Raw genomic sequence first — 16,166 nt, forward strand, 5'->3', positions numbered from 1 at the left:
GAGCATTGGAGCACCATGAATCTACCAGTGTGGTACTTCCTGAAATGATGCCGAAAGAAGCGATCGACAAAACGATTACAGATGTTGTTTCGCATGAATTCTTCCACACGGTGAATCCTTTGAAAACACATTCTGAAGAGATCCATTATTTTGATTATGCAGATCCGAAAATGTCTCAGCACTTATGGATGTATGAAGGAGGAACAGAATATTTTGCCAATCTTTTCCAGATTCAGGAAGGTTTGATCAATAAGGATGAATTCCTTCAGAGAATGAACGAAAAGATCACCAATTCCAAGAATTACGATGATACGATGCCGTTTACGGTGATGAGTAAAAATGTCCTGCAGGACCAATATAAAGATCAGTACAGAAACGTATACGAAAAAGGAGCTTTGCTGGCTATGTGTCTGGATATTGAACTTAGAAAACTATCTAACGGGGAAATGGGCTATCGCGATATGATCAGAAAGCTGTCCCAGAGGTTCGGGGAAAATAAACCTTTCAAAGATGACAAACTGATCGATGAACTGGTAACCGTAACCGGGTATCCTCAAGTAAAGGATTTCTATAACAAATATATCGCAGGAAACCAGCCTACACCCTATGCAGAATATCTGAATATGGTAGGCGTAGAAGCGAAAAAGAAGGATACACCTCCATTGTTCTGGTTCATTAAAGACCCGAATCAGACAGGTTATAATGATAAGAACAATACGTTTATCTTTGATGAAAGCTCAGCATTATCCCCTTTTGCGAAAAGCGTAGGATTCAAGATTACAGATGAGATTCTTGCTCTTGATGGAAAAACAATCGATATTCAGAAAATGCAGGATTTTATCAATTATGCTAAATCAATTAAGGAAGGGCAGAATGTTACCGTTACCATCCTTAGAAAAAATGGTGATAAGACTGATAAAATAGAACTTAAAGGAAAAGCTATTTTAGACAAAATGACGATTGAAAGTCTTCAGTATAAAGCCAATCCTACCCCGGCAGAACTGAAACTGCAAACTCAGTGGCTGATAGGAAAGAAATAACACATTGAAAAATTAATAGTTAATAAAAAAGCGGAGAAAATTTCTCCGCTTTTTGTATTTCTTATTTACCGCTTTGCTTTTCTAAGAGTTCTAGCGTATGCTTTACATGGTCGTTGCCTTTCCACTCATCATGGCCTGGAATTACTTTGGCGCTGGCCGGATATTTAGCTTTCAGATTTTGCATCGTCGTTGGCCATTGCTGAACATTGGCTTCTCCTGTGTAACCAAGATCAACTGCAGAACTGCTTTTTACTAAGCACCCACCGTCCAGAACATTATATTTGGGAAACCATACCACTACATTATCCGCAGTATGTCCTTCTCCAAGGAAATCAACTGTAAATTCCTCGCCTCCGATTTTATATTTCTTTCCAACTTTTATCAGTTGAGTTGAAGTGATTTTACCTTCTTTCTTCAACAGTTCATTCGTTTTTGCTGTTGCATAAGTGCTGATTCCCTTATTATTGTAAAAACTCAGGTCTCCGGCTCTGTCAGAATGCGAATGGGTTGCAAATACAGCAATCACCGGTAAATCATGACGTTTCTTGATGGTATCCATAAGACTTTGATATTGGGATTTCTGCCATGGAACATCAAATAACACGACCCCTTTCTTTGTAATCAGATAAAGCGCGTTGGTTGAGTATTCTTTACCCCCAAAAACTCCGAATGTTTTGTATAAATACAGGTTGGGACTAAGAGGTGGCTCGATCTCAAAATCGCGTACCTGCTGCGCATTAAAAAAATTAATTAAGAATAAAAACAACATTGTAAAGACCTTAACACTTTTCTTCATAATTTTTTATAGTATTAAATTGATTTGTAATGTGATATAAGATTTAAGAACCAAGAGCCAAGATTTTAGACATCAGATTTCAGATATGTTTCGGGATACGGGTTCCGAGATTTGAACAAGCAACTAAGTTACTTTTAAACTCTAAAACATTCCGATTCTCAAACCTAGACCTCGAATTGAACGAACCGCGAAACTAATTATAATTTCGATAAAATGAGGAGAATGAAAAGGGGTTTAACTTTTTTTTAATAGAAGACAGCAATTATGAAGACTCTATCTCTTTAAATTTGCTTCCTTTTCGTATTTTAACCTGCATTTATTATCCTTCAAAAGACTTTCAAAGAGGCTTAATTGTGCCCTAGAGCCTTTTAAGGTTTCAAAAATTTTATAAATAAGACTATTAGATTTAGGATCTTTACAAAACCTAGCGGCTAAAGATAAATATTCATGGTCTAAATTTTCTATTTTTACCAGCGATTCTAAGAAAGGAATAAATTGTTCATCAGGAAACACCTGAATGGCAGCAAAAGAATTAATTCCAAAACTTTTAATAAGATCAATATCTTTTTCATTTTTAAGTGAAGCAATAAAACTTAGCAGAAGGACCGATCTGTTCTCAATTGTTAATTTTCGGACCTTCTTATAATACTTATCTGTACTTGGAATTTTATGTTGAATATTTTCAATTAAAGATAAATTTAAGGGCTCTGATCTAAAAACATACTCTACTAAGTCCTCTGATAATTCGGAACTAGTTTCATCATAAGTTAATTTATCAAAGAAAATACATTGAATCGGGTAAAGTTCCTCTCCCGGAAGTAATTTAATTTCATCTGTAAAATGCACCGTTTCTTTAAATAGCTTTAGCTTATCAATTTGATTTCTATTGAAAATTTCTTTTAAAACTTCAATTTTGATAAGAGGTCTGGAATCATTTTTATAGATATAGACTAATTCATGATCTTTAGCCTTTAGTGCAAGATCCGATCTGAATCTCTGAAGTTGGTTGATATCTTTACTATTTTTTTCTGAGATGTGATGTGTGGGTATTTTATTGTAAGCTTCACATATACTGTCCGTAATACTATAAATTTCCTGCCTTACTTGAGAATTAATTACAAGGAAGAATAAAAAAAACAATACAAACAAAACACGATTCATTACGCTTTTTTAACCGTTATTCTAAATGTACTTCCCTTTCCTACCTCAGTCTGGGAAATTTTAATATCTCCGTTGTGGTATTCGTGAATAACCCTTCTAGCAAGGGAAAGTCCTAATCCCCAACCTCTCTTCTTTGTTGAGTAGCCTGGTTTAAAAGCATTTCTTGCCTGCTGCTTGGTCATTCCGCTTCCAGTATCTTTGACTTCGATCAGTATATTTTTGTTTCTTTCAAAAACGTACATATCCAGTGTTCCTTCTCCTTTCATGGCATCTACCGCATTTTTCACAAGGTTTTCGATCACCCAGCTCATCAGGATCTTGTTATGGGGAACCAAAATGGTATAGGTGGGAAGATGGAGCGTGAAATTGATCTTCTTTGAAATTCTTGTCTTAAGATAGTCGTAATTTTCTGAGATGGTTTCATTAAAATTCAAATCATTAAGTTCAGGAACAGAACCGATTTTTGAAAAACGTTCGGAAATCGTCCTGAGTCTTTCAATATCTCTTTCAATTTCGTGTATGCCTTCAGATTCCGGGTTATCCAGCTTCATAATCTCCATCCAACCGATCATCGAGGAAAGCGGAGTTCCGATTTGGTGTGCCGTTTCTTTCGCCAGTCCGGCCCAGAGATAGCCTTCATCCGTTTTTTTGATCGTTCTTAAAAACCAGAATGAAAACAGGAAATAACATAAAATAAAAAAACCTAATATATAAGGTGAATACCGTAAATTATTAAGTATCTGCGAGTTGTCGTAATACACAAACTGATTATTACCGTCAGGCACCTTAATTTCAATAGGCGGATAGCTTTTCGCCATTTTCTTGGCCAGAATGGTAACCTGTAAAGGATCACTTTCAATCTCCTGAGGAATATTTTTATGAACCATCGGTCGGTCATCCCTGTCCAGGACAACCATGGGAATGGTGGTATTCGAGCTGTATATTTTGAGGATCAATTCCTGAACTTCAAGACTCGGTGTCACTTCCTGCTGAAATTTCAGGGCACTTACCAGAATATCTACCCTTTTGATCTCTTCTTTTCTCAGAAAGTTGATCAGAATCGTTGAGGCCACTACAATGGTCACCACCACAATGGTCATCAATAAAAATATAATCCAGTTATTCAGTCTGGCCAGTATGGATTTCCTCAAAGCTTTTTATTTTAAGACATTCAGAATTTTCTGCAGTTCTGCACCCCCGCTTCCCTGATAGTTATTAATAATGATTGAAAATACATATTTTTTGCCATCTTTCGCGGTATGGTAGCCTGCAAAAGATTTGGTATCTCTCATGGTTCCGCTTTTCATCTTCATTCCATTGTCCTGAACCGGAAAACCGTCATAATAGGCATCAAACCAAGCTTGTTTTTTGGCATAGATCAAGGCCTGAACTTCAGCTTTGGCAGCTACGTAATTTTGAGGAGACAGTCCGCTTCCGTCTGCAAAATTGATCATATTCGGATTGATCCCTTTTGATTTCCAGAATTCTTTCAGATAAGCTACTCCGCTTTTAAAGCTGGAATTCCCTTTTTTTTCTTTTCCTAAGGTTTTAATGAAAGTTTCACCGTAAAGATTAACACTTTTTCTCAAAAACCAATAGACCATTTTATCTAAAGTTGGCGATTCGTAGGTAAGAATTGTATTTTTAGGAGCTCCCGGGATCGTTTTTCCTTCTAATTGCAGTTGTGAACCTGTGATTGCTTTTCCGGAGATTTCAACCCCTGATTCTTTAAGCCATTGTAATGCCTCAGTTCCCAACTGCAGTGGCGGATTGGGTAAAGCACCGGAAACCGTGACTGTTTTTCCGGCTGGCAGCGTTCCATTGATCAAAGCAACGTCAGAATAAGGTGCCGTAAAAATGAGACTTTGATCTGAGCTTCCACCGGCTTTGAGGTCATTCAGCCATTTTATATGGTCAAGCGGATAGGAAAACCCTTTGAATTCTGTGCCATTAATATTGATGTCAAACTGATTTTCTCTCCAGTTGATTCCCCAGACTCCCGCTCCGTAATAGTTCCCCAGATCATCCCAGGGCCATCCTCCCGGAATGGTCTGATGGTCAAAATAGGAATCATCAATCACCAGATTCCCTGCAATCTTTTTTATGCCTGAATTTTTAAGCGCTTCAATGAATTTCTTCTTAAAACTTTCCGGTTTATATGCTTCATACCGCCAGCTTCCAAGGGTTGGATCACCATTGGAACCGATGATCAGATCTCCGTTCAGCGTTCCTGATGAAAGATTCCCTGAATAACCGGCCGTTGTTTTATAGGTGTAATTTTTTCCTAATATTTCAAGAGCAGCCCCAGCTGTAAATATTTTCTGGGTAGAAGCCGTTGAAAGCCCTTTATTCCCCTGATATTCGTAGATCAAAGTACCGCTTTCGTCTGTTACGTAAAACGATAAACCGGATGAAACAGCACCAGAAGAATCCATCAGGTCTTTGGTAGCTTTATCCAGTTTCTGCGCCATATTCTGAGCAGATAATATCTGAACCGACAGTATAAGAACTGCAAGTGTTTTTTTCATTACAAGCTTATTTATTCAAATATAGAAAAGATTCTGCCTTAATTCAAATCTCCCCATTAACTTATGAAACCTGACAATTTTCTTTCTAAAGTCCAGGTTCCGTTTACTTTTTTTAACAATACTCTTTCTCCGTTTCCGCATAAACCACCACAGTAATGACCATAACTTACGATTACTTTAGATTTATCAGATGAAAATAAAGGTTTACCAACAAACATAAAAGATGTCTTTCCATGCTTTTTATTAAACTCATCCCAAAAATGTTTCCCTTCTGATTTGTATGCCAACAATTTTGCTTTATGAACGATCCTTAAATTCTGAATATATTTTGGGTTAAGAACGAACCCTTCAGAATCTTCGTACTGTTGCTTTATTGATTTAATATCTTTTTGATTAAAGTCATTTTTTAATATTTTAATGTCTAAAAAGTAATCATCACTTTGATGAGTTTTATAATTTACATCTTCCGTAATAACTTTTATATTTTTAATATGTTCGGTTTTTACTTTAATGACATAATTAATAACATCATATATCTCTTCATCTGAAATTGTTGGAACCTGTGATCTACAAGTTCCAAAAAATAAAACAAAACAGATGAGTAATCTTTTAATCATGAAAATAATTTTAGAATTACTAAATTGAAGTCCCCGCCTCTATTTCATATGGTTCTTTCCCTTTTTCAAAGATTCTGGTCAATTCACTGCCTTCTACGGTGATCGTATTTCCAATTCTTCTGATCCAGTTTCCTTCACGAAGGCCAACGACCTTCAGATCATTTTGAGTCAGGAATTCTCTGATCCTTGTTTCTCTGGTTTCGCCATTGTGCTTCAATTCAGGATTTGGGTCAAGATAATGCGGATTGAGATTGAACGGAACAAGTCCCATACATTCAAAACTTGGCGGATATACGATAGGCATGTCATTCGTTGTCTTCATATTCTGGCCTCCGATATTGCTTCCGGCGCTGCATCCCAGATAGGCTTTCCCGTTTTCTACATTATCTTTAAGAACAGACATCAGGCCTTCTTCATGCAAAGTTTTCACCAGTAAAAATGTATTTCCACCTCCTGTAAAATATCCCTGAGCATTATTTAAGGCTCCTTCTTTATTGTCAAATTCGTGAAGACCTCTTACTTTAATATTAATAGTTTCAAAAAAAGAACCGGCTTTTGCCGTGTAATCGTCATGGGAAATTCCACCAGGTCTGGCGAAAGGAACGAAAATGATCTCATCTATTCCTTTATATAGCTGTATTAATTCTTCTCTTAAGTATTCCAGATATTCACCACCGAAAATAGTGGATGTTGAGGCTAATATGATATTCATTGAAGTAAGGAAATTATAGTGATTATTAAAAAATGTTTGAATCACAAAGATAAACTCAATCATCAACGAATCAAAAATTAAGCTAAAAAAAAACAATTATCCGTTAATATTTTCCAAAAAACCTTAAAGCTTCTAAAATTTGAGACTTTGTGGAATTATTATTGAATTTTAGAATGTAGAATTTAAAAATGTAAGATTATGAAAATGACTAAAATCAATATCAAAAACCTATTTTTAGGATTGATCCTTGCAGGAAGTGCAAGTTTTGTAAATGCACAAACGACTCAAACAGATACAGCAACTGCCACAACGGCGACGACAGCTGCAACCACCACTACACAATCAAACCCAGCCATTGACGCTCTTAAAAAGCAAATTGAAGCCAATCCAAAAGATACGGATGCTTTAGCAAAATTAGCGACAGCTTATCAGGATGCCTCAGATTGGACCAATGCCATAGATACCTGGAAAAAGATATCCGCTTTACTACCGGATTGGGCTCCATCTTATTACAGTCAGGCCTACGCGTATCAGTCTGCTAAAGACGATGCCAATGCAAAACTGGCTTATGAAAAATATATTGCTACCGTAAAACCTGCAGAAGTAGATCAGAATAAGAAAAACCTTGCTTATGCCTATTTCTATATTGCTTTTGCAGAACAGAAAAGTGATCCTGCCAAAGCAAAAGAGCATATTGCCAAATCTATACAGTATGATCCAACCAATCAGGATGCTGTAAAACTTAGTAAAGTTTTAAACTCATAATAAAAACAAAATCCCAAATATATGGGTTGCCCCTAAAAGTTAGACTTTTAGGGGCATTTTATTTAAATATATAGTAAAGTGGCCGCTTAATCAAATCAATGAAATTGAATCCCTCATTGTACCCGTCACAATCAACGATATTAAATCAAACTTCGCATTTAAACAAACTCTAATGAATTGCACATCTTCATAAATTAAGCTATGTATTATTTTTTACCACGCAAAGAAAACAAAGAACTGATAAACAAAGGCGTTTCACTTATTTACATACAGAATTTTCACTAAAAATCAGAAAATCTAATTTTTGAGGTTTTCCAGACATTTTTTGTTTTACTTTTTTAAATGGCGCTATTTCAAAAACCTTTGTTTATCCTTGCGATTATTAAACGTTTAAAACGATCACACGATCAACGCAAATTCTACCTTTTACCTATTCCTTTTCCAATAATTTAAATGAATATTTTTATTCGATGAAGCGTATGGAGAAAATGTTTGCTTTTTAAGTGGCGCAGTCTCGTTCTTCTCATCTTAAAACCAGTTCATATTGTTTTGAATGCTGAAAATGATGATTTATTCTAATCAATTCTTTTCCCAAAGAAGTCTGTTTCTCCATGAAGATGGCGAATAATTTTTTCAATATTCCTTTCGATGCTGGCTTCCGTTTTCAGGTTGTTGATGTAGCGGATCAGCTCGTTTCTTCTTGATGGAATCAGGTTTTCAAAATTATGGGAGGCTACCGTACTACCTTTAATCGCTTCATCCAGCTTGGGATGAATGGGTATACTTCTGTCCGAGTCATCAAATTCTATGACAATTTCGAGCGTTTCTCCTATTCTTTTGGGTGAGTTTTTCAGCATCACCAAATTGACATACAGCCGCCATTCCCCCAAATATTTCATCAGGTTCTGCTGAAATTCCTTTCCATTGACCGTTCCCTTCACCGGAATCGGGCTTTTATCCTTACCTGAAGCCTTGAAAATTTCATTCAAAATCTCTTCAGGAACGAAAACAAAAGGATTAATACCTATAATTTCCAGTATGGCTGTAAAACTGTTGTTTTTCATGTTTAACAAAGATAATATTTTATGGTGATCTAGCTTATGGCTTCTGGCATCTGGCATCTGGCATCTGGCATCTGGCAAAATTAAAATTTTCCACTCACGAAGGGAATCATTATCTTTGCAGGAATAAATCTATCAACGAAATGAAATTTTTTATTGACACAGCTAATCTGGAACAGATCAAAGAAGCAAGAGACCTTGGAATTTTAGATGGGGTAACCACTAATCCTTCACTAATGGCTAAAGAAGGAATTCAGGGAAATGAAGCGATCAAAAACCATTATAAGGCGATCTGCGAGATTGTAGACGGAGATATTTCTGCTGAAGTACTTTCTACTACGTACGAAGAAATGATCAAAGAAGGGGAAGAATTGGCAGCTATCCACCCGAATATCGTGGTAAAAATCCCAATGATCAAAGACGGGATCAAAGCATTAAAATATTTCTCTGATAAAGGGATCAGAACGAACTGTACACTTATTTTCTCTGCAGGACAGGCGCTTTTAGCGGCTAAAGCAGGAGCTACTTACGTTTCTCCTTTCTTAGGAAGACTGGATGATATTTCTACAGACGGACTGGGTCTTATTCAGGAGATCAGATTGATTTTTGATAACTATATGTATGAGACTGAAATCCTGGCAGCATCTATCCGTCACTCTATGCACATCATCGACTGTGCTAAAATCGGGGCAGACGTCATCACTTCTCCACTTGCTCCGATCTTGAGCTTATTAAAGCACCCATTAACGGACAGCGGACTGGCTCAGTTTATTGCCGATTCTCAGAAACTGGCTTAAATCAGCGTTTTTTTAAAATATAAATCCGCCTTACAATTTAATGTGAGGCGGATTTATTATACTTACTTTAAAAGTTTTTCAATCGTATCATCTACTTCATGCACTGCTTGTGATGACAAACCATTGATAGAAAAAGCAACTTTTGAGTCTTTATCAATGACAATATGTGTCGGATAGCTGTTTACTTTATAATCATCAATAATCTTTTTAGCATTCGGTACCAAATGGTATTTAAATTCTTTTTTAGTTAAAAACTTCTGTAAAGCTTTTTGATTATCAAAAGTAATTCCCAGAAAGACAACATCTTTTCCTGAATATTTATCTACAAGTTTATTAAGTTCAGGGATTTCCACCAGACAAGGCTTGCAGCTTGTAAACCAAAAATTGATCACAACTATCTTTCCTTTCAGTTCTTTCAGACTGAAACGTTTTTTCTCAAAATCTACAGCAGTAAAATCTTTTGCAGGAGTTCTGGGCTGCTCCGGCTTTTCACTTCTGGCCTTCGCAATATATTCTTTTTGTTTAGCTTTTTCTTCTTCTGATAATTGTTTCAGATAAATGGCCTTTATTTCTCCAGCTGTATTTTTATAGAATTCAACATTATAATCATCACTTTGAATAGCCTGCATCATTTCCATTCCCTTTACCCTTGTTCCTTCCGGTAAATAAACCGGGATACTTTCACCATCAAACTGAAGTTCTTTACTTCTTAATTTTAATTCATTTTTATCCAATTTAGTTAATCCTTTCAAAACATCATTTCCTGACGACTGACCCATACAATACAGAGGAGCAAGACCGACAAGAAGAATTAAGATTTTCATTGTGTTTTTAAATTTTCCCATTTTCGTTTTTATATCTATTAATAATTACATTTAAACAAATCAATTACCTTAGAATCAATTTGATGTAAAATTATTAATTTTATTCCATATATTTTACGTTTTGTATTTATTACTACATATTACCTAATTATAGAAAAACAATTAGATGTAATTGAAATTTTATTTAATAATATAAATATTAACACTGTTTTAAAAGATCAATTTTAATAGGACTAAATAGCTTTCTTATAACTTTTTAATGACTTTACATGGATTCCCCACCGCAACGGCATGGTCAGGAATGTTTTTGGTAACTACACTTCCCGCTCCAATTACTACATTACTTCCGATCGTCACTCCTGGAAGAACCACTACATTTCCTCCCAGCCATACATTATCTCCTAATGTGATAGGATGGGCGTATTCAAGGCCTTCGTTTCTCTGTTTGGCATCAAGCGGATGTCCGGCGGTATAAAAACTGCAGTTGGGTCCGATGAAAACGTTATCTCCGAACGTTACCTTTGCACAGTCTAAAATGGTCAGATTATGATTGGCATAAAAGTTTTCTCCAACTTCAATATTATAACCGTAATCACACCAGCAACTAGGTTCAATACAAATATGTTCCCTGGTTTTTCCGAGAATCTTTTTGATTAATTGATTCCTGTTTTCGGCATCAGAGTTCTTCAGCTGATTATATTCCAGACATAGGTCTTTAACAGCAATTCTTTCGTTGATGAGTTCCTGATCATAATTAGCATTATATAAAAGTCCCGCCTCACATTTTTCCTTTTCTGTCATATTTTTAGGATTCAAAGTTTAGGGGTTGAAGATACGATAATACCAAAAAAAACAGGATAGTCATTAATAACCATTCTTTTCTGTATTAACAATTACATAAACTACTTTATCAGCTCATGTTTTTAACGACAATTCATTGACATTTTTCTTTCTCTGTTATGATTTAAGTTTAAATTTTAAGCATTCAGGATCATAAAAGAAAACAGGATGATTAGAAAAATCACCCTGCTTTCTTTTACCATTGGAAACCAGTTTATTACTTATAAAGTTCCGGTTCTATTTTATTGTTGTTTTTTAGTATTTCCTCCTTAGCTCTTTTTTCAATATTCCTGTACATTTCATTCATATCAATGCTTTTCCCATCCGCATTTTTCATATTGACTACTGCGCCTGCGGGCAATGTACTCATCGTTTGCTTCATATCTTTTGTAGGATCTGTAACGTAGTCTTTCCATGCTTTTTTAAACTGTTTTTTATTGACCTCGATTTCTTTTCCTCCTAAGCCAATCATGGTAAGCCCTGGTATCTGCAGGTCTTCTTCAGAAGCTGCTTCCGTTTTCTTATTGCCTATTAAAGTCATAATGTGAGATCCGGTTTTATCTTCAATTTTTACGATAAGCCCAGGGAGTCCATAAAATTTATATGGCCCGTCCTGAATGGGAATATCTGTTGCAAACCATGCAGTCCAGCTTCTTCCTCCATAGTTGGTCGTGGCCTTCTGGGTATTGTACTCTCCTATTTTTTCCTTATCCGGAAGAATTTTCCATTCCGGTTTCTGATCTTCTGCCACTTTATAGGTAGTATTCCCTACTTTTTCAGAAAACGATACACTATAGTCCGGATACTTTTTTGTAACGCTTGAAAAAATAGTTCCCGGCTTTATATTTTTCTTGATATTGATGCTTCCTCCAAATCCGCCTTTCATCTGTTTGGCAATATCTGCTTTTGTGGCAGAATCTGAAATAAATTTTTCACGGCTATAATATTTAGATCCGCTTTTGTCTATATCTAAAAGCATGATATCACTTTTCACTTCCGCCTTATTGGTAGAATCCGCGATGTATTTGTAGTCATAAAAGAATCTGTTGACCTGTGCATTGGCGAACACACTCAGAAATGCCAATACAATAAAATAATTTCTTTTCATAATTGATGTATTTTTCCTCTAATTAAAAAAGCTTTGCCAATCAATCATTGACAAAGCTTTAGGGTACTTTATTTCTTTGTCTGAATTCTTATCTCGTCGCTTTTGTTTTTTGAGGAGTCTTTATTAATGATGATCGCTTGTATTTTTTCGGGTTTCAGTGCATCCAGCTCACTTTTACTGATCTCTTTTCCGTCCAGAAATATTTTCATATCCTCTGAACCACTCACTTTAAATTTTTTTACTCCATTCATCGCAATGCTTCCGTTGGAATCTCGCTTGATGTAATCGGCCTCCATGATCATTGTTCTCGCCTTTGAATTGAGATTATTCAAGTCCGTTCCGTTATAAAAATAAACGTTTGCACCTCCATTTTCTGCCAGCCTTTTGGTCACTTCCAGTCTGATTTTTTCACCCATTTGTCTCGCTTTTTCACCATCTATTCTGGATCCTTCTCCGGCTATTCTTAAAGCTTCCCCCTGAATCCTGGCAATTTCGCCGTTCTGTCTGGCTTTCTCACCTGCTCTTCTTGCAACTTCTCCCTGCAGCCTTGCTTCTTCCCCTTTTTGTCTGGCTTTTTCACCTAACTCCATGGCTTCAATTCTTGCTTTTTCAGCTTTTTTTCTGGCTGCTTTTCCTTCTTTCATAGCCTTTCTGGCTTCTTTTTCTGTAACCGGGCCCCAGTTCTGATAACCGGCCGTATTATTAAATCTGAATACTCTCACTCCATTAGCTTTGGGTGGCATAGGAGGTGATGTTGGAGCTTCTGGAAACTCTATCCTAAGATTGGATAAATCCGGGATTTCTACCCCCATATTCTCAAGAGCTTTGGTTTTGTTTTTCCATTCGTCCGATTTGAAAAAATCATTTACTCTTTTGGCTTCTGCCGCAGAAGTCGTCATCGCTATTTTAAAGTCATCGGAACTGGTAATGGCTCCTAATTCTCCTGAAAGTTCACTGATCTCATCGATCTTTTGTTGGAATTCTTTGCTTTCAGGTTTCAGATTTTTTAAAGCCTTGCTTTTTTCTTCAATTTTCTTTCCAAGCTCTGTCAATTTTTTCTCGCTGGAAGACTGTCTTGAATATTTAGGCTCTATAACTTCTTTTCTTTCGATTTTTTCAGGTCGTACCGTATCTTTTTTGATCTGTGCAACGGCATCTTCAATTGCTATATTGGTTTCCTTAATTTCTTTGTTCTTGGCATTCACCATATAGGCAAAAGCCACTGAAAATAAAACCGGTAATGCAAAAATTCTACGCGCATATCCGAATTTGGTTTTGGGTTTTTGTAACATTTTGAGTCGTTTTTTTAGATTTGAACTTAGAAACGGACTGGCTGCAGGCAACTGTGTTCCGGAAAAGTGGCTTGCTAAAAGCATCTGCGCAAATGCTTTGGTGTCCGATTGTCTGACGGCTTTTTTATCCGCCAGGTATTCGTGGATCAGGCTGATCTCTTTTTTAATGATATGAAAAAACGGATTGAACCAGAAAACAGAAGTGATGATCTCAATAAATATCTTATCGAAAGAGTGTTTCTGCTCAATATGGACCATTTCATGTTTTAAAATCTGTTCTCCTACCTCAGAATTCAATGTGATGGTATTTTTCCAGAATAGATTTTTAAAGTATGAAAACGGAGCTTCAGTCAGGTCTGTACGGTAAAAATTGATCCCGTCAAAACTTTCTTTTTGAAACTGTTTCTTAAGTTGCTGGATCTTAATGACTCCAAAAATCAACTTCCCTAAAAAATAGAGAGAAACCAGTCCCAAAGCTGAAAAAATAATTCTAAAATAAGTGTGGCCATTGTCTATGTTTTTTTCTGAATTAAAATTCTGTATCTTATCAAGAAGCATATAGAGGTCACTATTCACTTCTATCGTAAAATCATCCACCCTGATGAGGGGCAGCAGCAGCGATATCACCATCGCACCCAACAGATAAAATCTGTTATAATGATGGAATGTCTTGTCTTTTAAAGACAACTGATAATACAAAAACATTACACCGGAGCTTAGAATTACTTTTCCAAAGTATAGAAGTACAGTTTCCATAGTCTGCTAATTTTTCTTTTTGAGTTCATCCAAAAGCATTTCAAGGTCTTCCACGGTCATTTCATTCTTTTCCACCAGAAAGGAAACCGCACTTTTATAGGAACCTTTGAAATAATTTTTCACGAGACTTTTCATCGTTTTCCCGGAATACTGTTCTTTGGTGACCAACGGGAAATACTCATGCTGTCTTCCGTATACATGATAGTCTACGAATTCTTTATCCTTCAATACCTTTAAAATCGTGGAGACTGTATTTGTATGCGGCTTCGGTTCGGGAAATAAATCCAGAACATCTTTCAGAAATCCTTTTTCCAGTTTCCATAAATACTGCATTACCTGCTCTTCCGCTTTCGTTAAATTCTGAATTATCATATCCTTTTCATTTATCATTATAATGATGTAGAATTTTCATAGAATTCTATATCACTAAGAAATTAGTTATACAAATGTAGAAATAAATATGAATCAAACAACTAATTTTTTAGTGATAAAAGATAGCCAATTATAACACATTGAAAATCAGAAAGATAAATTTTATTAAAATATGTTAAATTTTTAATACTCTTATTTATTACCTGTTTAATAGGCATGAAAAGCTCCGATTAAGCTATACATTCTTAAAACTTGGTTAAAAAAAATACGGGTTAGATAATTTATATTCCGATTCAAACAATCTGATCTCATACAAACTTCTTTTACTTTTATAAAACGATCTGTATCTATCCAAATAGCCCAAACTGTAACTATTTAGATTGATCCTGTTTAATGATATTTGTATTAAATGGGAAAAAATATGAAAATTGCGCTGGTTGGTTATAAAAAACAGGAAAAGTTGACACAGGGAGTTGCCAATGATGAGGATTCAGATCTTTTACATTTTTTAATTGGTAAAGGGCTAGATGTTACCTCGGTCATCTGGAATGATGAGAATGCAGACTGGACCGGTTTTAATGTAGCTGTCATTAAATCTCCATGGGATTATCACAACCATTTACCGGCATTTTTAAATTGGCTGAATCAACTGGAAAAACTCAATGTCAGGGTCTTAAACCCGGTGGAGATCATCCGGTGGAACAGTCATAAAAAATATCTTAAAGATATCGCCCAAAACGGACTGCCGGTCATTGCAGCAGAGTATATTAATAAAGGTTCTGATTTTGACGGTCGCTTTTTTGATTTGTTCGGGACTGATCAGTTGGTTGTAAAGCCCTGTGTAAGTGCAGGCGCTCAAAATACGGGCATTGTTACTCAAAACAATCTTAAAGAACGTAAGGAGGAAATCGGGCAGCTCTTAGAAACGGAAGATTATATTGTACAGCCTTTTGTGGAGGAAATAAAAAATGGCGAGTGGTCGTTTCTGTTCTTCAATGGTGAATACAGTCACTGTTCATTAAAAACACCCAAGCAAAATGATTTCAGGGTACAGCACTATCACGGCGGCAGCATCAGTTATCCTGCACCTGATCCGCTTCATATAGAACAGGCGGGAACCTATCTAAAAAGTCTGGCACAACCTACACTTTATGCCAGAGTGGACGGTGTTCTTATCAACAATAAATTTACATTAATGGAGCTGGAATTGATAGAGCCCTATTTATTCCTTAATGGGAATATTGATTTACTGGAAAACTATTATCAGGCATTAATGGCTTTGATTTCATAAATTGAAGCTGGAAATTGTTATCTGGTATTATTTTTTCTGATATCATACCTTACCTCCTCCAGCTTTAAACTTAAATTATCCCATGCTTAGATTAAGCTAATGATTATTACCACGGCAAATGAGCCTTGTCTCCACTTTTGTTTTCTGCATATAATACAGGATGAGTAATTTTGACTTTTTAACCATGTCAAGGTTTTGAACCTTGA

16 protein-coding genes are annotated in these 16,166 nt (G+C 35.9%); 4 read left to right on the forward strand and 12 right to left on the reverse strand.

The genetic code is table 11. The annotated features are described in order from the left end of the window. Nucleotides 1–1,040: PDZ domain-containing protein (locus LC419_RS21020; protein WP_223609182.1), on the forward strand; the 1,040-nt coding region annotated here is incomplete at its 5' end. 61 nt (nucleotides 1,041–1,101) lie between these two features. On the opposite strand, the gene blaIND is transcribed toward LC419_RS21020, so the two are convergent. From blaIND to pepE, 6 genes are all read right to left on the reverse strand, one after another. After that, nucleotides 1,102–1,836, reverse strand: a complete 735-nt coding sequence (gene blaIND, locus LC419_RS21025) for an IND family subclass B1 metallo-beta-lactamase (protein ID WP_223609183.1) — start codon at nucleotides 1,834–1,836, stop codon at nucleotides 1,102–1,104. Nucleotides 1,837–2,109: 273 nt separating this feature from the next. Then, nucleotides 2,110–2,997 (reverse strand): hypothetical protein, encoded by an 888-nt coding sequence (locus LC419_RS21030; RefSeq protein ID WP_223609184.1) that lies wholly within the window; start codon nucleotides 2,995–2,997, stop codon nucleotides 2,110–2,112. Further along, nucleotides 2,997–4,148, reverse strand: a complete 1,152-nt coding sequence (locus LC419_RS21035; RefSeq protein ID WP_223609185.1) for a HAMP domain-containing sensor histidine kinase — start codon at nucleotides 4,146–4,148, stop codon at nucleotides 2,997–2,999. The genes LC419_RS21030 and LC419_RS21035 overlap by 1 nt, the downstream gene beginning before the upstream one ends. 6 nt (nucleotides 4,149–4,154) lie before the next feature. Further along, a complete protein-coding gene (dacB, locus tag LC419_RS21040) occupies nucleotides 4,155–5,525 on the reverse strand; it encodes a D-alanyl-D-alanine carboxypeptidase/D-alanyl-D-alanine-endopeptidase (protein WP_223609186.1) in 1,371 nt (456 codons plus the stop codon). A 56-nt stretch (nucleotides 5,526–5,581) separates the two neighbouring features. Then, nucleotides 5,582–6,142 carry a hypothetical protein gene (locus LC419_RS21045; protein ID WP_223609187.1) on the reverse strand — a complete coding sequence of 187 codons (561 nt, stop codon included), beginning with the start codon at nucleotides 6,140–6,142 and terminating at the stop codon, nucleotides 5,582–5,584. A 19-nt stretch (nucleotides 6,143–6,161) separates the two neighbouring features. Next, on the reverse strand, nucleotides 6,162–6,854 hold the full coding sequence (gene pepE / locus LC419_RS21050) for a dipeptidase PepE (protein WP_223609188.1): 693 nt from the start codon (nucleotides 6,852–6,854) through the stop codon (nucleotides 6,162–6,164). 198 nt (nucleotides 6,855–7,052) lie between these two features. Between pepE and LC419_RS21055 the strand changes: the two genes are divergently transcribed. Then, on the forward strand, nucleotides 7,053–7,619 hold the full coding sequence (locus LC419_RS21055) for a hypothetical protein (protein WP_223609189.1): 567 nt from the start codon (nucleotides 7,053–7,055) through the stop codon (nucleotides 7,617–7,619). A 575-nt stretch (nucleotides 7,620–8,194) separates the two neighbouring features. On the opposite strand, the gene LC419_RS21060 is transcribed toward LC419_RS21055, so the two are convergent. Continuing rightward, nucleotides 8,195–8,683: a YdeI/OmpD-associated family protein gene (locus LC419_RS21060; RefSeq protein ID WP_223609190.1), complete on the reverse strand. Its 489-nt coding sequence runs from the start codon at nucleotides 8,681–8,683 to the stop codon at nucleotides 8,195–8,197. A 140-nt stretch (nucleotides 8,684–8,823) separates the two neighbouring features. Here LC419_RS21060 and fsa point away from each other — a divergent pair, with 140 nt between their 5' ends. Then, nucleotides 8,824–9,477: a fructose-6-phosphate aldolase gene (gene fsa / locus LC419_RS21065; protein WP_223609191.1), complete on the forward strand. Its 654-nt coding sequence runs from the start codon at nucleotides 8,824–8,826 to the stop codon at nucleotides 9,475–9,477. 62 nt (nucleotides 9,478–9,539) lie between these two features. Here the strand turns inward: fsa and LC419_RS21070 are convergent, their stop codons facing one another. The 5 genes from LC419_RS21070 to LC419_RS21090 form a co-directional block, all read right to left on the reverse strand. Continuing rightward, complete coding sequence (locus LC419_RS21070) at nucleotides 9,540–10,301, reverse strand: TlpA disulfide reductase family protein (protein ID WP_223609192.1); 762 nt, start codon at nucleotides 10,299–10,301, stop codon at nucleotides 9,540–9,542. A gap of 246 nt (nucleotides 10,302–10,547) precedes the next feature. After that, the gene (locus LC419_RS21075) at nucleotides 10,548–11,102 is read right to left on the reverse strand and encodes a sugar O-acetyltransferase (protein WP_223609193.1); all 555 of its coding nucleotides are present in this window, start codon (nucleotides 11,100–11,102) and stop codon (nucleotides 10,548–10,550) included. Between the two features lie 256 nt (nucleotides 11,103–11,358). Further along, nucleotides 11,359–12,249 (reverse strand): GLPGLI family protein, encoded by an 891-nt coding sequence (locus LC419_RS21080; protein WP_223609194.1) that lies wholly within the window; start codon nucleotides 12,247–12,249, stop codon nucleotides 11,359–11,361. A gap of 68 nt (nucleotides 12,250–12,317) precedes the next feature. Further along, on the reverse strand, nucleotides 12,318–14,297 hold the full coding sequence (locus tag LC419_RS21085; protein ID WP_223609195.1) for a M56 family metallopeptidase: 1,980 nt from the start codon (nucleotides 14,295–14,297) through the stop codon (nucleotides 12,318–12,320). 6 nt (nucleotides 14,298–14,303) lie between these two features. Continuing rightward, the gene (locus LC419_RS21090) at nucleotides 14,304–14,669 is read right to left on the reverse strand and encodes a BlaI/MecI/CopY family transcriptional regulator (RefSeq protein WP_223609196.1); all 366 of its coding nucleotides are present in this window, start codon (nucleotides 14,667–14,669) and stop codon (nucleotides 14,304–14,306) included. 421 nt (nucleotides 14,670–15,090) lie between these two features. Here LC419_RS21090 and LC419_RS21095 point away from each other — a divergent pair, with 421 nt between their 5' ends. After that, a complete protein-coding gene (locus LC419_RS21095; RefSeq protein ID WP_223609197.1) occupies nucleotides 15,091–15,960 on the forward strand; it encodes a RimK family alpha-L-glutamate ligase in 870 nt (289 codons plus the stop codon). Nucleotides 15,961–16,166 lie beyond the last annotated feature (206 nt).

It is taken from the genome of Chryseobacterium sp. OSA05B (assembly GCF_019970065.1).
Classification (GTDB): Bacteria; Bacteroidota; Bacteroidia; order Flavobacteriales; family Weeksellaceae; genus Chryseobacterium.